At 60.9% G+C, this 17,704-nt stretch carries 16 protein-coding genes; 7 read left to right on the top strand and 9 right to left on the bottom strand.

Translation table 11 applies throughout. The annotated features are described in order from the left end of the window. Positions 1-232: 232 nt before the first annotated feature. On the bottom strand, positions 233-961 hold the full coding sequence (locus tag C4J91_RS25150; RefSeq protein WP_124364709.1) for a TraX family protein: 729 nt from the start codon (positions 959-961) through the stop codon (positions 233-235). A gap of 90 nt (positions 962-1,051) precedes the next feature. Between C4J91_RS25150 and C4J91_RS25155 the strand changes: the two genes are divergently transcribed. The 3 genes from C4J91_RS25155 to C4J91_RS25165 all read left to right on the top strand — a co-directional run bounded on the left by C4J91_RS25155 (position 1,052) and on the right by C4J91_RS25165 (position 3,107). Beyond that, positions 1,052-2,092: a low specificity L-threonine aldolase gene (locus C4J91_RS25155; RefSeq protein WP_124364710.1), complete on the top strand. Its 1,041-nt coding sequence runs from the start codon at positions 1,052-1,054 to the stop codon at positions 2,090-2,092. 192 nt (positions 2,093-2,284) lie between these two features. Continuing rightward, positions 2,285-2,485 carry a hypothetical protein gene (locus C4J91_RS25160; protein WP_124364711.1) on the top strand — a complete coding sequence of 67 codons (201 nt, stop codon included), beginning with the start codon at positions 2,285-2,287 and terminating at the stop codon, positions 2,483-2,485. Between the two features lie 88 nt (positions 2,486-2,573). Beyond that, on the top strand, positions 2,574-3,107 hold the full coding sequence (locus tag C4J91_RS25165; RefSeq protein ID WP_124364712.1) for a transposase: 534 nt from the start codon (positions 2,574-2,576) through the stop codon (positions 3,105-3,107). Between the two features lie 129 nt (positions 3,108-3,236). On the opposite strand, the gene gbcB is transcribed toward C4J91_RS25165, so the two are convergent. After that, positions 3,237-4,337 carry a glycine-betaine demethylase subunit GbcB gene (gene gbcB / locus C4J91_RS25170; RefSeq protein ID WP_124364713.1) on the bottom strand — a complete coding sequence of 367 codons (1,101 nt, stop codon included), beginning with the start codon at positions 4,335-4,337 and terminating at the stop codon, positions 3,237-3,239. A gap of 284 nt (positions 4,338-4,621) precedes the next feature. Here gbcB and gbcA point away from each other — a divergent pair, with 284 nt between their 5' ends. Further along, complete coding sequence (gene gbcA, locus C4J91_RS25175) at positions 4,622-5,917, top strand: glycine-betaine demethylase subunit GbcA (RefSeq protein WP_124364714.1); 1,296 nt, start codon at positions 4,622-4,624, stop codon at positions 5,915-5,917. 690 nt (positions 5,918-6,607) lie between these two features. Here the strand turns inward: gbcA and C4J91_RS25180 are convergent. From C4J91_RS25180 to C4J91_RS25205, 6 genes are all read right to left on the bottom strand, one after another. Further along, positions 6,608-7,378: an electron transfer flavoprotein subunit beta gene (locus tag C4J91_RS25180; RefSeq protein ID WP_124364715.1), complete on the bottom strand. Its 771-nt coding sequence runs from the start codon at positions 7,376-7,378 to the stop codon at positions 6,608-6,610. 10 nt (positions 7,379-7,388) lie between these two features. Next, positions 7,389-8,609, bottom strand: coding sequence for an electron transfer flavoprotein subunit alpha/FixB family protein (locus tag C4J91_RS25185; RefSeq protein ID WP_124364716.1), 1,221 nt, complete (start codon positions 8,607-8,609; stop codon positions 7,389-7,391). Then, positions 8,609-10,552 carry a dimethylglycine demethylation protein DgcB gene (gene dgcB / locus C4J91_RS25190; RefSeq protein WP_124364717.1) on the bottom strand — a complete coding sequence of 648 codons (1,944 nt, stop codon included), beginning with the start codon at positions 10,550-10,552 and terminating at the stop codon, positions 8,609-8,611. The genes C4J91_RS25185 and dgcB overlap by 1 nt, the downstream gene beginning before the upstream one ends. Before the next feature lie 136 nt (positions 10,553-10,688). Further along, the gene (dgcA, locus tag C4J91_RS25195) at positions 10,689-12,749 is read right to left on the bottom strand and encodes a dimethylglycine demethylation protein DgcA (RefSeq protein ID WP_124364718.1); all 2,061 of its coding nucleotides are present in this window, start codon (positions 12,747-12,749) and stop codon (positions 10,689-10,691) included. A 15-nt stretch (positions 12,750-12,764) separates the two neighbouring features. Then, a complete protein-coding gene (locus tag C4J91_RS25200; RefSeq protein ID WP_122542214.1) occupies positions 12,765-13,295 on the bottom strand; it encodes a DUF5943 domain-containing protein in 531 nt (176 codons plus the stop codon). 51 nt (positions 13,296-13,346) lie between these two features. Next, positions 13,347-14,324 carry a dipeptidase gene (locus tag C4J91_RS25205; protein WP_124364719.1) on the bottom strand — a complete coding sequence of 326 codons (978 nt, stop codon included), beginning with the start codon at positions 14,322-14,324 and terminating at the stop codon, positions 13,347-13,349. A gap of 218 nt (positions 14,325-14,542) precedes the next feature. Between C4J91_RS25205 and C4J91_RS25210 the strand changes: the two genes are divergently transcribed. Then, on the top strand, positions 14,543-14,944 hold the full coding sequence (locus tag C4J91_RS25210) for a lysozyme inhibitor LprI family protein (RefSeq protein ID WP_124364720.1): 402 nt from the start codon (positions 14,543-14,545) through the stop codon (positions 14,942-14,944). Positions 14,945-14,984: 40 nt separating this feature from the next. After that, positions 14,985-15,401 (top strand): DUF3010 family protein, encoded by a 417-nt coding sequence (locus C4J91_RS25215; protein WP_124364721.1) that lies wholly within the window; start codon positions 14,985-14,987, stop codon positions 15,399-15,401. A gap of 191 nt (positions 15,402-15,592) precedes the next feature. Here C4J91_RS25215 and C4J91_RS25220 read toward each other — a convergent pair whose 3' ends face one another. After that, positions 15,593-16,537 (bottom strand): GlxA family transcriptional regulator, encoded by a 945-nt coding sequence (locus C4J91_RS25220; RefSeq protein ID WP_164484572.1) that lies wholly within the window; start codon positions 16,535-16,537, stop codon positions 15,593-15,595. Positions 16,538-16,728: 191 nt separating this feature from the next. Between C4J91_RS25220 and C4J91_RS25225 the strand changes: the two genes are divergently transcribed. Continuing rightward, positions 16,729-17,673: a choline ABC transporter substrate-binding protein gene (locus tag C4J91_RS25225; RefSeq protein WP_124364723.1), complete on the top strand. Its 945-nt coding sequence runs from the start codon at positions 16,729-16,731 to the stop codon at positions 17,671-17,673. Positions 17,674-17,704: the final 31 nt, after the last annotated feature.

Raw genomic sequence — 17,704 nt, forward strand, 5'->3', positions numbered from 1 at the left:
GTCTCTCCCAGCCTTTCGTATTGTTGAGGCCCGTGCAGGGCCCTTTGATGCGATGGTAGGGCTGGCGCGTGCAGGTCAAATGCCTGCGCACGCCACGCAAAGGTGCGTTTACGACATTAGATGAGCGACACGAAACAAATGTGGGAGGGGGCTTGCCCCCGATAGCGGTGGATCAGCTTGCAGATGCAGCGGCTGACACACCGCAATCGGGGGCAGCCCCCTCCCACAAGGGTTAAGCGATGATCTGGCGGATGAGTAGCAGCAGGAGGAAATGCGCAGGGTACAGAGCGTACGCCCAGCGACGCATGGCGGGCGGGGAGGCGCTTTTGGCATGTCGCAACAAGACCAATCCGGCCAATGGCGCGATCAGGCACGCGGCCAACCCGGTCAGCGCAACGATCGAGCCGCTGTTGAGCAAAATCTGCCATTGGTTGGCGGCCACGCAAACCAAGCCCGGCAATACACTGAAATACCATGGCCGACTGAATACCAGCAGCATCGCCAGCGGCAGCAATACACCAAAAAAACCGAACATCAGTTGCGTGGAAAAGACAGCGCCTATTGCGAGCGCCAGCAGCGCCAATCCTCGATCAACAAGGGCTTTGTGCTGCCATCCCCTGGCAACCAGCACGCCCAGCGCCAGGGTCGGTAGCACATTCAACGTATCGGCATCCTCGATGAACAGCCGATAGGGCACTTCGCTGATCACACTGAACAACAGCAACCAGCCAAGGTAGCGCCACTGGCCGCTCATCGGCGCATTGCGCGCACGATGCAGGTTCGCCGCAATCGCCAGGCAAAACCACGGGAACGCCAGGCGCCCCGGCACGTACAGCCCATCCAGGCTCAACCCCACATAGCGCAGGTGGTCCAGCACCATGCTCAGCAGCGCCAGCCACTTGAGCAGATCCAAAGCGCCATCGCGGATACGTCCGACAGGAATCGTTTCAGTACCGTGCATAATTCCCCAACGACTTTGCATTTACAGTGCGTGCGCCCCCCTCCCAATCTTGGTTAAAGTGCGCACCAACATCGACCACAGGAATGGGCCATGACCGACAAGAGCCAACAATTCGCCAGCGACAACTATTCCGGCATCTGCCCGGAAGCCTGGGCCGCCATGGAACAAGCCAACCAGGGCCATCAACGCGCCTACGGTGATGATGAGTGGACCCACCGCGCCGCCGACGGTTTCCGCAATCTGTTCGAAACCGACTGCGAAGTGTTCTTCGCCTTCAACGGTACCGCCGCCAACTCCCTGGCGCTGTCTTCGCTGTGCCAGAGCTACCATAGCGTGATTTGCTCGGAAACCGCCCACGTCGAGACCGACGAATGCGGCGCGCCGGAGTTTTTCTCCAACGGTTCCAAACTGCTCACCGCGCGCACCGAAAACGGCAAGCTGACCCCGGAATCGATCCGCGAAATCGCCCTCAAGCGCCAGGACATCCACTACCCGAAACCGCGCGTCGTCACGCTGACCCAGGCCACCGAGGTCGGCAGCGTCTACACCCCGGAGGAAATCCGCGCCATCAGCGCTACCTGCAAGGAACTGGGCCTGAACCTGCACATGGACGGCGCACGCTTCTCCAACGCCTGCGCCTTCCTCGGCTGCTCACCGGCCGACCTGACCTGGAAGGCCGGTGTAGACGTGCTGTGCTTTGGCGGCACCAAGAACGGCATGGCGGTGGGTGAAGCCATCCTGTTCTTCAACCACAAGCTGGCCGAAGACTTCGACTACCGCTGCAAACAGGCCGGCCAACTGGCGTCGAAGATGCGCTTTTTGTCGGCACCGTGGGTGGGCCTGCTGGAAAACCACGCCTGGCTCAAGCATGCGCGCCACGCCAACCACTGCGCGCAACTGCTCAGCAGCCTGGTGGCGGATATTCCCGGCGTTGAGCTGATGTTCCCGGTGCAAGCCAACGGCGTGTTCCTGCAACTCTCGGAACCGGCCATCGCCGCGCTGACCGCCAAGGGCTGGCGTTTCTACACCTTTATCGGCAAAGGCGGCGCACGCTTCATGTGTGCGTGGGATACCGAGGAAGAGCGTGTAAGAGAATTGGCGGCCGATATCAGGGAAGTGATGAACGCTTGAAGTAGAAATCAGCCCAGCTCGTACTGGCCGGTTGCCGAGTCTGTTTTTTGATATTTCTGACAGCAGCGCAATGTGATTTCGTTGTCTAGCCTCTTGGAACCCGAAAGGAAACGCAGCGATACCTGCCACCTTTCGGGTCTATTACCCGTCGAATGATCGGCCGGAAATACCTATCCAATGGAGAGCTCAATCATGGAATATCAAAACAACATCAATACTCTGCAAGGCAACGGCACCGACAGCACCACTGTCATCGACTGGGACGAGTTCAGGAAGCACGCCAAAGTCGGCGATACCATCCGCGAGCCATCCAGAACGCTCAGGATCTATGACAAAGTCTATGAAATGACAGCCTCAGGCCAACACTTCGTCATCCACATCTACGCCCAGTAACCCCCCACGTTGATCGTTCCCACGCTCTGCGTGGGAATGCCTCCTCCCCTGGACGCTCCGCGTCCCACCCCAACTCAAGGATGAGCACGTGGGTAGAAGCCGCTACGTCATCACCGAGCCCGAAAAGCCGCACTTTCTAACCTGTACGGTCATGGAGTGGCTGCCACTCTTCACCCGCAGTTACTTGGTGGACCATCTTTTAGATTGCTGGCGATATCAACAAAGTAACCATGCGTTAAACCTGTTTGGCTACGTCGTGCTGGAAAACCACCTGCACTTCGTTGCCCAAGCGCCCGACTTGGGAAAATGCGTCAGCCAATTCAAATCCTTCACTGCCCGTACCATCATCGACGACCTGCAAAGCAAAGGTGCGGAGCGCGTGTTACAGCGCCTGCGTTTCAGCAAACGTGCGCACAAGGCAGATCGTGTTTATCAACTCTGGCAGGAAGGCTCCCATGCAGAACTGGTCTACAGCGAGGCTGTCATGCGTCAGAAGCTTGATTACATCCATCACAACCCCGTGAAACGAGGCTATGTGGACCGCGCAGAACACTGGCGGTACTCCAGCGCTCGCAACTATGCAGGGATGGAAGGGCTGATCGACATACAGCCTTGGCTCTGATAAGCGGGACGCGGAGCGTCCCATGAGGCGTTACCACGCGGAGCGTGGGAACGATCAGCGCTAGTCAAGATCATTCCCACGCTCCGCGTGGGAATGCCTCCCCTGGACGCCGCGTCACCAGCGCTCGGGTCAGAACTCGATGCGCACATCGCCCTTCGGCACACTGCAGCACGACAGGATGTAACCCTCGGCTTCGTCCTCTTCGGTAATCCCGCCGTTGTGCTCCATCTCCACCTCGCCGCCCAGCTTCATCACCTTGCATGTGCCGCAGATGCCCATGCCGCATGCTTTCGGGATCAACAGGCCAAGCTTGGCCGCCGCCGCATGCACGGTTTCGCCCGGCGCAACGCGGATGCTCTTGCCGGACGCAATGAATTCCACCTGATGCAGGTCCGCCAGGTCGACTTCAGGGGCATCAGCGGCTTGTTCGGCCTGCTCCACCGCGTCGGCCCGCGCTTCTGGCGGCGTCGCGCCGAAGGATTCTTCGTGATAGCGCGTCATGTCGAAACCGGCGGCTTCCAGCAGGCGTTTTACCGCGCTCATGTACGGCGTCGGGCCGCAGCAGAACACTTCGCGCTCGAGGAAGTCCGGCACCATCAGTTCCAGCATCTTGTGGTTCAGGTAGCCGCGGTACCCGGCCCAGGGTTCTCCAAGCCCGTGCTTCTCACAGATCAGGTGCAGGCTGAAGTTATCGATCCGCGACGCCATGTGCTCCAGCTCGCGGTGGTAGATGATGTCTTTGGGTGAACGGGCGCTGTGCACGAAGACCATGTCGACATTGGCGTTGGTGTCGTAAAACCAGCGCGCCATGGACATCACCGGGGTGATACCGACGCCGCCGCTCAGGTACAACACTTTCGGATTGGTGTAGTCGATCGCGTTGAACAGCCCCACCGGCCCGTGCACCGCCAGCTCCTGGCCTTCATGCAGCGTGTCGTGCAGCCAGTTGGAAACTTTGCCGCCCGGTACGCGCTTGATGGTCACCGAAAAGCTGTAGGGCACCGAGGGCGAACTGGAAATAGTGTAGGAGCGCATGATCGGCTGGCCTTCGATTTCCAGCTCCAGGGTGACGAACTGCCCGGGCTTGAAAAAGAACAGGATCGGTTGATCGGCCATGAAGCAGAAGGTGCGCACGTCCCAGGTTTCCTGGATGACTTTGACGCAACGGACGATGTGCCGACCATTGGCCCAGGTCTGGGTGGTTACCGGATTCAGGAAGCTGTTGGACATACTGTTCTCCACCGCCGAGGCTCGGCCTTATGGTGGCGATTCTGCGTAACGCGAGAATCCGCCATTTACCTATCTGCGACATTCACATACTTACCGCGACCAGCCCCCAACGACAGGGGGTTGCGCGTCGGGATCAGATTGGGCCATGTCGCCCATGGATAAGGTTCGACGCAACGCCGGGCCCACACTCGCTCCCAACGAAAGACACTTTCTTTACGCCTTGCACAGCACCAACCGTAGCCACTATTCGCCGGCCACACAGAATGGCCATGAGGACATACACGATGGACGTCACCGCAACCTTAAGCTTGGGCGATCCGCTGGAACCCGCACGCAAGGCCACCGCGCAGATGCTGCAAGAGCGCGAGCGCACCTTTTCGCTGCCACAGCCGTTTTACTCTGATGAGCGACTGTTCGATATCGACATGCAGGAGATCTTCCAGAAAGAGTGGTTGATTGCCGGCATGACCTGCGAAATCCCCACCAAGGGCAATTACCTGACCCTGCAAGTGGGCAAGAACCCAATCATCGTGATCCGTGGCGCCGACGGCGTGGTGCACGCCTTCCACAACGTATGCCGTCACCGTGGCTCGCGCTTGTGCACCAGCGAGAAGGGCAAGGTCGCCAAGCTCGTTTGCCATTACCACCAGTGGACCTACGAGCTGGACGGTCGCCTGTTGTTCGCCGGCACCGAGATGGGCGCTGACTTCGACATGAAGCAGTACGGCCTCAAACCGGTGAACGTGAAGACCGCCGGCGGCTACATTTTCATCAGCCTGGCCGAAAACCCACCGGCCATCGATGACTTCCTGTCGACCCTGAACCATTACATGGAACCGTACGACATGGAGAACACCAAGGTGGCGATCCAGACCACCTTGTTTGAAAAAGCCAACTGGAAGCTGGTGCTGGAAAACAACCGCGAGTGCTACCACTGCAACGCGTCGCACCCGGAACTGCTGAAAACCTTGCTGGAATGGGACGACGTCACCGACCCGCGCGCCGACCAGGCGTTCAAGGACCACGTGGCTGCTTCCGCCGCCGCCTGGGATGCCGAGAAGATTCCTTATGCCCACGCCAGTTTTGGCCTGCGCAACCGTATCGTGCGCATGCCACTGCTCAAGGGCACCGTGTCGATGACCCTGGACGGTAAACAGGGCTGCGCAAAACTGATGGGCCGGATCAAGAACCCCGACCTGGGCTCGATGCGTATCCTGCACCTGCCCCACTCGTGGAACCACTGCATGGGCGATCACATCATCGTGTTCACCGTGTGGCCGATCAGTGCCCAGGAAACCATGGTCACCACCAAGTGGATCGTGCACAAGGACGCGGTGGAAGGCGTTGATTATGACGTGGAGCGCATGCGCCAAGTGTGGGACGCCACCAACGACCAGGACCGTCGCCTGGCCGAAGAGAACCAGCGCGGGATCAACTCCACCGCTTACCAGCCAGGCCCGTACTCCAAGACCTATGAGTTCGGCGTGGTGAACTTTATCGATTGGTACAGCGAACGCATGCTAAACAACCTCGGTGCCGCGCCCGCGCCCTACCTCAAAGGCGTGGCCGCCCACGAATAACCGACACGCCGTGGATCAAAATGCGGGAGGGGGCTTGCTCCCGATAGCGGAGTATCAGCCAATGCATGTGCAAGCTGATCCATCCCTATCGGGAGCAAGCCCCCTCCCACACTTGTACCAGGCGCGCTGAACAATATTTGATCAACTCTCGCGCGGACCGCTAAAAGCCTGCCCCTCCAGCCATTGCCCAACAACTTATCCACAAAGCCACCCACAGCAATTGTGGGCAACTGCGCTTTCCTTTGAAAATAAATCAAGAAAATCCGTGACTTATTCAAAGCCCAGGGTTTCACCTCCCATTGATCATTTTTTGATCTAAAGCCTGTAAGCCACGGTACTCAAGGGCTACAGAGGAACGCGAACACCTTATCCACAGAAGCACCAACAGACTTTGGGGGCAACTTTGCTCACGCTGTGGAAAACCGCGTCAAACCTGCATATATCGGGGGTTCAGCACTTTCAGGGCTGTAAAAACAACCTTTGATCAGATTTTGAGCAGATTGAGGATAGCCTTTGTTTATAAGGCCTGTAACCGACAGCGAACATCTTATCCACAGGCGGATCAACAGCCATTGTGGGTAAACCTCAGATCCAAATGTGGGAGGGGGCTTGCTCCCGATAGCGGTGGGTCAGTTACAGCTATATCAACTGATACTCCGCCATCGGGAGCAAGCCCCCTCCCACAGGGGTTCAGCGTACGACGCCTTCTTCTATCAACAGCTTGAGAATGGCTTCAGCGCCCGCCTCCGGGCTCAGGCCCTTGAGCACCTGCCCGCCGCCGCCACTGGCCTTGGCCGTTGCTGCCTTCATACGGTCGGCGCCGCTCTTGGCCTTGATCACCTTGAGGCGCTTGGGCCGCGACTTGGCCGGCTGCAGCAGCGCGTCTGTGAATAACTCATCCTGTTCGATCTCGACTTCGTGGGCGGCAAGCTCGCCACGTTGCGCTGGCCCATAGGCGCTTTGCCGAGGCTTGGGCGCGGCGTTATCCACAGTGGCGAGAAACGGCAGGCGCACCTTCAAGCGCCGCCGCTGGCCACGGGGCAAGGCTTGCAGCACATGGGCCACGCCGTTTTCGATGGACTCCACCTGGGCCAGGCCGACAATCAGCGGCCAACCCAGTTGTTCGGCCAGCAGAAACGGCAGCATGCCCGACCCCTCGCCGGTTTCCGCCTGGCTGCCGGTGAGCACCACCTGGGCACCGGCGTCGCGTAGATAGTCACTCAACACCGGCAATGCATCGGCACCCGCCGGCTGTTCCAGCACATGCAGTTGCGGCAAGCCCATGCCCAGGTAGCTGCGCAAGGTCGGCTCGCTGATGTCGCCCGCGTGCAGTACCTGCAACTTATCCCCAGCCATCTGCAAACCTAGCTCGACGGCACGCGCATCTTGTTCGGCTCGGCGCGGGCGCCCGGAAGTGGGGTGGGCGCCGACGGATACCAGGCTGATTACATTGGTTGTCATGGTCATACCCCTAGGCTGCATCGCGCTTGGCGCCGTTGCGGTGGGCCTCGACCGCAGCGATCAAGGCTTGCAGAATCGCGGCGCTTTCGCCGATCACCGACAGGTCGGCACGCTTGATCATGTCGCAACCCGGGTCGAGGTTGATCGCCACCACCTTGTCGCAGGCACCGATGCCTTGCAGGTGCTGGATCGCCCCGGAAATGCCCACGGCCACGTACACCCGTGCCGTGACCCAGGTGCCGCTGGCGCCGACCTGGCGATCACGCGCCATATAGCCATCGTCCACCGCCACCCGCGACGCGCCCTCGGTGGCGCCCAGGGCGGCGGCGGTCTGGTGGAACAGCGCCCAGTCCTTCACGCCGTTGCCGCCAGAAAAAATGAATTCCGCTTCGGCCATGGGAATCGCCGCCGGGTCCACCGCCACTGCGCCGAGGTCTTCGATACGTGGCAGGCTGCGCGCCAGGGTTGTGGATAACTCCACGGGCAAGACTTCATGGCGCGTCTCGCTGATCGGATCTGCACATTCGGCGGCCGCAAGGATCAGGCGTGGCAATGGCCGGGCCAGATCTTCCTGGCCCGCACCGGCGCGGCCGATGCACGCCTGGCCTTTGATCTGCCACACCCGCGTGGCCGGGCGCTCCTTGAGGCTGGCGGCAAAACGCCGACCCAGCTCGCCACCGCCGCTGCGGCTGTCCGGCAGCAACCAGTGACGCGGGTTGAACTGGTTATCCACAGCCCGCAGGCCCTGGACGCGCTGCTCCGGTGAATAACCGTCGAACTCATGACCGTCCAGCACCAGCAGGCGGTCTACACCCGCTGCAGCAAACGCGCTTTCCTTGTGTTCACCAAACACCACCGCCAGCACTGCGCCGTCGTTGCCGGCCAGTTGCCGGGCCAGGCCGAGCAAATCACGGTCGTGGCTGCTCAAGCGGCCACCGACCATATCCGGTACCACGTTGATGTAGAACGCCGGCATTGGCACCTGGTGCAGCGGCAACAGCACCTCGACCGCCGCCGTACGCTTGGCCGCACCGCCCTGCTGGGCGCCACTGCGGTCGATACGCTTGATCCCGTTGGGGCCGATAAAACCAATCCCATGCACGTTCTTGCGGATCACACCGTTGGGCCCCATCCAGCTTTGTTGCACGGGCTGCATCGCCGCGTGCAAAGGATGAAGACGGTTACGGGCGATCCATTCGGCACGGGGATCGCGGCGGATAATGTCGCTCATCAATGCACCTCCGCAGGTTCACGCTTGTTGGGCGCCTTGGCCGGTGCCGCATCTTCAAGCAAGGCGTCGGCCACCAATTCGGCAATGTCTTTGATCAACGGACGCGGTTCGACCACACCCTCGAGCATCGCCGTGCACTGCGGGCAACCCACAGCTACTAGTTCGGCGCCGGTTTCGCGGATGTCGTCCATGCGCATATCGGGGATGCGTTGCTTGCCGGGGATGTCGGTGATCGGCGCGCCGCCACCGCCGCCGCAGCAGCGTGAACGAAAGCCCGAGCGCTGCATCTCCTTGACCTCGATACCCAGCGCCCGCAGCACTTGGCGCGGCGCCTCGTATTCGCCGTTGTAGCGGCCCAGGTAGCAGGGATCGTGATAGGTCACGCTGTTGCCTTTGTGCTGACCCAGGTTCAGCGCGCCCTCGCCGATCAGCTCGGCCATGAAGGTGCTGTGGTGCTGCACGAGGTAGTTGCCGTTGAAGGCGCCGTATTCGTTTTTCAGCACATGAAAACTGTGCGGATCGCAGGTGACGATGCGCTTGAAGCTGTACTTGGCCAGGGTCTGGATATTGCGCGAAGCCAGCAACTGAAAGGTCGCTTCATCGCCCAGGCGCCGTGCCACGTCGCCGCTGTCGCGTTCTTCCAGGCCAAGCACGGCGAAGTCGACCTTGGCCGCCTTGAGCACTTTGACAAACGCGCGCAGGGTGCGTTGGTTGCGCATGTCGAAGGCACCGTCGCCGACCCAGAACAGCACCTCGCAGCTGCCTTTCTCGCTGAGCAGCGGCAGGTTCAAATCCGCCGCCCAGTTCAGCCGGCCGCCGGGTGCGAAGCCGCCGGGGTTGTCGGTGGCGATCAGGTTTTCCAGGACTTCGGCGCCTTTGTTCGGCGTTGCGCCCTTTTCCAGGGTGAGGTAGCGGCGCATGTCGACGATGGCGTCCACGTGCTCGATCATCATCGGGCACTCTTCCACGCAGGCGCGGCAGGTGGTGCATGACCACAGGGTCTCGGCGTCCACCAGGCCGTTGACGATCGGCTGGTGCGGATTGCCGCCGTGCTCGCCGATGGGTTTGCCTGGATACGGACTGCCGGCGAACTTGGCATCGGTGCCGCCAGCCAGGCCGACCACCATGTCCTGGATCAGCTTCTTCGGGTTCAGCGGCTGGCCGGCGGCGAACGCCGGGCAGGCGGCTTCGCACTTGCCGCACTGCACGCAGGCGTCGAAGCCGAGCAATTGGTTCCAGGTGAAGTCCTTGGGTTTTTCCACGCCCAACGGCGCGGTTTTGTCGCTGAGGTCCAGCGGTTTCAAACCGGTGGAACGCCCGCCCCCAAAGCGCTCGGAGCGGCGGTGCCAGGCCAGGTGCAAGGCACCGGCGAAGGCGTGCTTCATCGGGCCGCCCCAGGTCATGCCGAAGAACATTTCGGACACGCCCCACAGCACGCCCACGCCGAGCAACGCGGCCAGCAGCCAGCCACCGAAATCAGCGGGCAGGATCCCCGCCACCGGCAGCGTCACCAGGAAAAAGCTGACCGAGAACGCCATCAGGCTTTTCGGCAAGCGCATCCACGGGCCCTTGGACAGGCGGGCCGGCGGATTGCGCCGACGCAGGTAGACAAAGGTGGCGCCGACAAACATCAGCACCGAGGCCAGCAGCAACCCATAGCCGAGGATACGGTTGTGCAGGCCGAAACCGTGCACCAGGATCGCCAGCAGCGCCGACAGCACAAAGCCCAGCGCAGTAGCGACGTGGGTATTGGCGATGTATTTGTCGCGGGCGACCACATGGTGCAGGTCGACCATGTAGCGCTTGGGCATGGCCAACAGGCCGCCGAGCAGGTCGACCTTGGAGGCGCGGCCACGGCGCCACATGTTCACCCGGCGCAGGGCGCCGAGGACGGCAAGGCCTAGGGCGGCAAACAAAAGAATAGGCAGCAAGGTGTTCAACATGGTGAAGCTCCCACAGACCACACAAAACTAATGTGGGAGGGGGCTTGCCCCCGATAGCGGTGGGTCAGCTACAGCTGTATCAACTGACACTCCGCCATCGGGGGCAAGCCCCCTCCCACATTTGAACCCAGTCGGCTTAGAAATCCTTGCACAAGCGCAGGGCGTCATAGATCGCGGCATGGGTATTACGCTGGGCCACACAGTCACCGATGCGGAACAACAAGTACCCCTCACCCGGTTCGCTCAGGCAGGGCTGCGGCTTGATCGCGAACAGGGCTTCGACGTCTATCTGGCCCTTGTTGCGCGAACCTTCCTTGAGCCCGTAATAAATCGCCTCGTCCGGGCGCACGCCGTTCTCCACCACCACCTGGTCGACCACCCGCTCTTCCTTGGCCCCGGTGTATTCGTTCTCCAGCACCGCCACCAGCTTGTCGCCTTCGCGGTAGACCTTTTCCAGCATCATGTCGCCGGTCATGATCACTTCCTTGGGGTACATGCTGCGGTAGTAAGTCGGGAACGACGTACCGCCGATGGCCACGCCCGGCTTGATATCGTCAGTGACGATCTCGACCTGGCAGCCTTTGTCCGCAAGGAAATCCGCCACCGACATGCCGGTGAATTCGCAGATGGTGTCGTACACCAGCACGTTCTTGCCCGGTGCGACTTTGCCGTCGAGCACGTCCCAACTGCTCACCACCAGGCCTTCGGCAGCGCCCCAGTGTTCGTTCTGTTCAATGAACGGATGCCCACCGACGGCCAGCACCACCACGTCCGGGCGCAGGTCGAGGATAGTTTCGGCATCAGCCGCCACACCCAGGCGCAGATCGACTTTCAAGCGTGCCAGCTCCAACTGGAACCAGCGGGTGATACCGGCAATCTGGTCGCGTTGCGGGGCTTTCGATGCGGTGGTGATCTGCCCGCCGATAAATTCTTTCTTTTCGAACAGGGTCACCTCGTGGCCGCGTTCGGCGGCGACGCGTGCAGCCTCCATACCGGCCGGCCCCGCACCCACCACGACCACTTTGCGTTTGGGCCCGGTGGACTTCTCGATAATGTGCGGCACGCCCATGTATTCACGGGAGGTCGCGGCGTTCTGGATGCACAGCACATCCAGGCCCTGGTACTGGCGATCGATGCAATAGTTGGCGCCGACGCACTGTTTGATCTGGTCGATCTGGCCCATCTTGATCTTGGCGATCAGGTGCGGGTCGGCAATATGGGCGCGGGTCATGCCGACCATGTCCACGTAGCCGCCTTCCAGAATGCGCGTGGCCTGGTTCGGGTCCTTGATGTTCTGCGCGTGCAGCACCGGGACTTTCACCACTTCCTTGATACCGGCCGCCAGGTGCAGGAACGGCTCCGGCGGGTAACTCATGTTCGGGATCACGTTGGCCAGGGTGTTGTGCGTATCGCACCCCGAGCCCACCACGCCGATGAAGTCGAGCATGCCGGTGTCGTCGTAATACTTGGCGATCTGCTTCATGTCCTCGTGGGACAGGCCGTCCGGGTGGAACTCGTCGCCGCACAGGCGCATGCCCACACAGAAATCGTCACCGACTTCGGCGCGCACGGCCTTCAACACTTCCAGGCCGAACTTCATGCGGCCTTCGAAGGTACCGCCCCATTCGTCGGTGCGCTTGTTGACCCGCGGGCTCCAGAACTGGTCGATCATGTGCTGGTGCACGGCGGACAGTTCCACCCCGTCCAGGCCACCGGCCTTGGCGCGCTTGGCGGCGCTGGCATAGTTGCCGATCACGCGCCAGATCTCTTCCGGCTCGATGGTCTTGCAGGTGGCGCGGTGCACCGGCTCACGCACGCCGGACGGCGACATCAGGGTCGGCCAGTTGAAGCCGTCCCAACGCGAGCGACGGCCCATGTGGGTAATCTGGATCATGATCTTGGCGCCATGCTTGTGCATGGCGTCGGCCAGGTTCTGGAAGTGCGGGATGATGCGGTCAGTGGACAGGTTCACCGAACTCCACCATTCCTGGGGACTGTCGATGGCCACCACCGAGGAGCCGCCGCAGATCGCCAGGCCGATACCGCCCTTGGCCTTCTCTTCGTAGTACTTCACATAGCGGTCGGTGGTCATGCCGCCGTCGGTGGCATACACCTCGGCGTGGGCGGTACTGAGCACGCGGTTGCGGATGGTCAGTTTGCCGATCTGAATCGGTTGGAACATTGCTTCGAAAGCCATGGCACGGTCCTCGGCTTACAACGGCTTGACGGTGAACAGGCCATCATCGTGGCCCTCTTCGGAGCCTCCGTAGACTTGTTCGGCCACAGTACGAATAGTGCTGCCACGCGCTTGAAGGATCTGGTCCATCGCGCCGGCAAACCAGCCGGTGAACATGTAGTCCACTTTGCGCCCGACCTTGCCGTACACGTAGACGAAGGCCGAATGTTCCAGCTTGACGCTGGCGGTGCCTTTATCCAGGTCGATGTCCTGGATCTTGAACAGGCCCCAGCCACGTTGCGACAGGCGCTTCATGTAGTGCTCGAACACCGCGACGCCTTCCAGGCCGTGGCACTCGGCTTCTTTTTCACACCAGTGCCAGGCGGACTTGTAGCCGGCCTTGTAGAGGATCTCGGCGTAGGCGTCGGCACCCAGCACTTCTTCGATGCCCATGTGGTTGTTGACGAAGAAATGGCGCGGCACGTACAGCATCGGCAGGGCGTCGGAAGTCCAGACACCGGTTTCGCTGTCGACTTCGATTGGCAATTGCGGGGCGATCTTGGCCATGGAAACTTAACTCCAGAAAAATTCGTAGTGGTGTTGCCGGTGGTGTCTGGCTTATTCGCCCCAGACGTCTCTCAAGACATTGACCCAGTTCTCGCCCATGATTTTGCGCACCACGCGTTCAGGATGGCCGCGCTTGAGCAGGGTCTCGGTGAGGTTGGGAAACTCGCCCACGGTGCGGATGCCCAGCGGGTTGATGATCTTGCCGAAGCTGGTCAGGCGGCGGGCGTAGCCTTTGTCATGGGTCAGCATTTCAAAGAAATCCTGGCCATGGCCCTGGGTGAAGTCGGTGCCGATGCCGATGGCGTCTTCGCCGACGATGTTCATGGTGTATTCGATGGCTTCGGCGTAATCGTCGATGGTCGAATCGATGCCCTTGGCCAGGAACGGCGCGAACATGGTCACGCCGACAAACCCGCCGTGGTCGGCGATGAACTTGAGTTCTTCATCGGATTTGTTGCGCGGGTGCTCCTTGAGGCCCGAGGGCAGGCAGTGGGAATAGCACACCGGCTTTTTCGATTCGAGGATGACTTCTTCGCTGGTCTTGGAACCGACGTGGGACAGGTCGCACATGATGCCGACGCGGTTCATCTCGGCGACGATCTCGCGGCCGAACCCCGACAGGCCGCCGTCACGCTCGTAGCAGCCGGTGCCCACCAGGTTCTGGGTGTTGTAGCACATCTGCACCACACCGACGCCGAGCTGTTTGAAGATCTCGACATAGCCGAGCTGGTCTTCAAACGCGTGGGCATTCTGGAAGCCGAAGATGATGCCGGTCTTGCCCTGCTCCTTGGCGCGACGGATATCGGCGGTGGTTTTCACCGGGATCACCAGGTCGCTGTTTTCGCGGATCAGGGTCTGGCTGGCGACGATGTTATTGATCGTGGCCTGGAAGCCTTCCCACACCGACACCGTGCAGTTGGCGGCCGTCAGGCCACCTTTGCGCATGTCTTCGAACAGGTCGCGGTTCCACTTGGCAATAATCAGACCGTCGATAACGATGCTGTCGGCGTGCAACTCGGCTGGGCTCATCAGGCGTCCCCTTATTGGCAATTCATGCGCCGAATCGTCTGCCGGCGCTTTGGGGCCAGCATATGCCCAGGGGCCGACGGAGCCGGGTGCAAAAACGACAGGGGAATTGCCGAAAGCGTCAATCCGCGACAAAGCCTGTGTAGACATGCCTGACTGGCGGCTGTTCTTTGTCTTACGCTTGAGCCAGAATTCCGCATCACCTGATATGAGACGGCGCAATGAAATCGATTTTCCTGGCTTTGGCACTCATCGCAACCGGCGTCCACGCCGCCGAAGACACCGACAGCACGCCGTGCGACGGCATCGAGAACGACCAGCAAACCCTGGAATGCGCCACCTACAACAAAACCACCGCCGAGCAATTGTTGAAAGACAACTATCAGGGCCTGCTGGAGCGCATGGGTTCCACCTACGGCAGCGACAAGACCAAGCTCGCCGACATTACCGCTCGTCTGAAGGATGCCCAGCAGAAGTGGGAAAAACTACGCGATGCCGATTGCGCGGTGGACACCTTCCCGGCGGCGACCGGGACCAAGGCGTATGCGATTGCGCTGAATGATTGCCTGGCGCGGATGAGTGACGAGCGGTCGGAGTTTTTGGAGTCGATTGGGCAGGAATAAGCGACAATCCTGCGACTTTCCTTCTGAACCAGGGCTTTTCATGACTCTCTGCGGCATCGAAATCAAAGGCAGCGAAGCCATCATCGCCGTCGCCTCCCTGGATGGCCTGGCGCTGACCCACGTCGCTCTGGCCACCAAGAAAATCGCCCTTGAAGACGATGACGAAGCCGCCAACGTCAAGGCCTTCGCCGCCCAGGTGGAGGCATTCGTGCAGGCAAACGCCATCACCCGTATCGCGATCAAGAAACGCAGCAAGAAAGGCGAATTCGCCGGTGGCCCGACGACGTTCAAGATTGAAGGGGTGTTTCAGTTGCTGGACGGGGTGGAGGTGACGCTTTTGTCACCGCAAACCATCAATGCGCAGAACAAGAAGCGCAACTTTGATCTGCCTGCCACGCTGAACAAGTATCAGCATGAAGCTTACAAGGCGGCGTGTTCGGCCCTGCTGAAAAAATAAGCCACACCAAAATCTACTGTGGGAGGGGGCTTGCCCCCGATGGCGGTGTGTCAGTCACTTATGTGCTGCTGACCCACCGCTATCGGGGGCAAGCCCCCTCCCACATTTGATCCGCGGTGCCGGCCGCTTTTATACCTAATTATAGAAACAACTATAAATTATAGTCGCGCCTATAATTGACTAAAAAACGATCAAACCACCTCCCGTCGCCGATCCTCCCTCGGACACTTCGCAAACCTCGCCCGATAGCTGCGGGTGAAATACGACGGCGACTCGAACCCGCAAGCAATACTCACTTCCAGCACGCTCATATCGCTCTGGCGCAGCAGTTGCCGGGCTTTTTCCAGGCGCAGGCGCAGGTAGAAGTTACTCGGTGTGTCGTTCAGATGCAGGCGGAACAAGCGCTCCAGTTGGCGCCGGGTAACCTTGATCGCGTCGGCCAGGGCCAGGGTGCTCAGCGGTGGCTCGGTGTGTTGCTCCATCTCGCCGATCACCTGCACCAGTTTTTTATTGTTGATGCCGTAGCGGGTGGCGATCTGCATGCGCTGGTGGTCTTGGCGCGGGCGGATGCGGCCCAGTACGAACTGTTCGGACACCTGGATTGCCAGGTCAGGGCCGTGGGCCTGGGCGATGAGGTCGAGCATCAGGTCGATGGATGCGGTGCCGCCGGCACAGGTGATGCGACGGCGGTCGATCTCGAACAGTTCCTGGGTGACGCTCAGGTGAGGATACGATTCCTTGAACGCATCGATGGCTTCCCAGTGCAAGGTCAGGCGGTGGCCGTCGAGCAGGCCCGCTTCGGCCAGCACGCAGGCGCCGGTGTCGATGGCGCCGAGGGTCACGCCGTCGTGGTCGAGACGGCGCAGCCAGTGATCCAGCGCGGGCGTGGCGAACTGCAGCGGTTCGAAGCCGGCCACCACCAGCAGCGTTGCGCCCTTCTTCAGCGGTTCCAGTGCGGCGTCGGCATTGACCGACATGCCGTTGCTCGCCAATACCGCACCGCCATCGGCGCTCAAGACATGCCAGCGGTACAGCTCGCCACGGAAGCGATTCGCCACTCGCAGCGGCTCCAGCGCGGAAATAAAGCCAATGGCCGAGAACCCCGGCATCAGTAAAAAGTAGAAATCCTGGGACATGGTGGCGCTCTCGTCGGGCCGGCAGCGTGGCACTGTGATACTCCCGTTCCTGGGCGGATTCAAGGGGCAGGTCGCTGCAGTGCAAAAGTGGGTCGCCGCCGTGCGTTTTGTCACCAGCCAAGCTGCGTAACGTGGCACCACGGCGCACAAAGACGCCGACCCCACAATAACGACCTGCCGAGGGCTCCACCATGAACCGACTGATCAGCCGCAGCGTGCTTGCACTCAGCGTCAGCGCTATTTTGAGCACCCCCGTCATGGCAGCGGATGCCGCTTCCTGCCAGAACGTGCGCCTGGGCGTGGTGAACTGGACCGACGTGATCGCCACCAGCGCCATGACCCAAGTGCTGCTCGACGGCCTCGGCTACAAGACCAAACAGACCAGCGCGTCCCAGCAGATCATCTTCGCCGGCATCCGCGACCAGCGCCTGGATCTGTTCTTGGGCTACTGGAACCCGCTGATGACCCAGACCATCACGCCGTTCGTCGACGCCAAGCAAGTCAAAGTGCTCGACAAACCGAGCCTGGAAGACGCCCGCGCCACCCTCGCCGTGCCGACTTACCTGGCGGACAAGGGCCTGAAAACCTTTGCCGACATCGCCCGCTTCGAAAAAGAGTTGGGCGGCAAGATCTACGGCATCGAGCCGGGTTCGGGCGCCAATACCCAGATCAAGGCCATGATCGCCAAGAACCAGTTCGGCCTGGGCAAGTTCCAACTGGTCGAATCCAGCGAAGCGGCCATGCTCTCTGCGGTCGACCGTGCGGTACGGCGCAAGGAACCCGTGGTGTTCTTCGGCTGGGCGCCGCACCCGATGAACGTCAACGTGGCGATGACTTACCTCACCGGCAGCGAAGACGCCCTGGGGCCCAATGAAGGCAGGGCGACCGTGTGGACCGTCACCGCGCCGACCTATGCCGAGCAGTGCCCCAACGTCCACAAGTTGTTGACCAACCTGACCTTCACCGCCGCCGATGAGAGCCGGATGATGCAGCCCTTGCTGGATCACAAGGACCCCATTGAGTCGGCCAAGCAGTGGCTCAAGGATCACCCGCAAGACCAGGCGCGCTGGCTGGAAGGTGTAACCACCTTCGATGGCAAGCCGGCGGCGGCCAACCTTCAACTGACCGTTAAATAAGCTGTTCAAGACACCGCTCGCAGCCCCGACC

The organism is Pseudomonas sp. R3-52-08 (assembly GCF_003851745.1).
Classification (GTDB): Bacteria; Pseudomonadota; Gammaproteobacteria; order Pseudomonadales; family Pseudomonadaceae; genus Aquipseudomonas.

Coding starts and splice junctions, on each gene's coding strand:
- C4J91_RS25185 (WP_124364716.1), bottom strand. CDS start 8,609: ATGAGCGACATTATCCGCCGCGATCCCCGTGCCGAATGGATCGCCCGT.
- C4J91_RS25225 (WP_124364723.1), top strand. CDS start 16,729: ATGAACCGACTGATCAGCCGCAGCGTGCTTGCACTCAGCGTCAGCGCT.
- C4J91_RS25150 (WP_124364709.1), bottom strand. CDS start 961: ATGCACGGTACTGAAACGATTCCTGTCGGACGTATCCGCGATGGCGCT.
- C4J91_RS25210 (WP_124364720.1), top strand. CDS start 14,543: ATGAAATCGATTTTCCTGGCTTTGGCACTCATCGCAACCGGCGTCCAC.
- C4J91_RS25205 (WP_124364719.1), bottom strand. CDS start 14,324: ATGAGCCCAGCCGAGTTGCACGCCGACAGCATCGTTATCGACGGTCTG.
- C4J91_RS25200 (WP_122542214.1), bottom strand. CDS start 13,295: ATGGCCAAGATCGCCCCGCAATTGCCAATCGAAGTCGACAGCGAAACC.
- dgcA (WP_124364718.1), bottom strand. CDS start 12,749: ATGGCTTTCGAAGCAATGTTCCAACCGATTCAGATCGGCAAACTGACC.
- C4J91_RS25180 (WP_124364715.1), bottom strand. CDS start 7,378: ATGACAACCAATGTAATCAGCCTGGTATCCGTCGGCGCCCACCCCACT.
- C4J91_RS25155 (WP_124364710.1), top strand. CDS start 1,052: ATGACCGACAAGAGCCAACAATTCGCCAGCGACAACTATTCCGGCATC.
- gbcB (WP_124364713.1), bottom strand. CDS start 4,337: ATGTCCAACAGCTTCCTGAATCCGGTAACCACCCAGACCTGGGCCAAT.
- C4J91_RS25220 (WP_164484572.1), bottom strand. CDS start 16,537: ATGTCCCAGGATTTCTACTTTTTACTGATGCCGGGGTTCTCGGCCATT.
- dgcB (WP_124364717.1), bottom strand. CDS start 10,552: ATGTTGAACACCTTGCTGCCTATTCTTTTGTTTGCCGCCCTAGGCCTT.
- C4J91_RS25160 (WP_124364711.1), top strand. CDS start 2,285: ATGGAATATCAAAACAACATCAATACTCTGCAAGGCAACGGCACCGAC.
- gbcA (WP_124364714.1), top strand. CDS start 4,622: ATGGACGTCACCGCAACCTTAAGCTTGGGCGATCCGCTGGAACCCGCA.
- C4J91_RS25215 (WP_124364721.1), top strand. CDS start 14,985: ATGACTCTCTGCGGCATCGAAATCAAAGGCAGCGAAGCCATCATCGCC.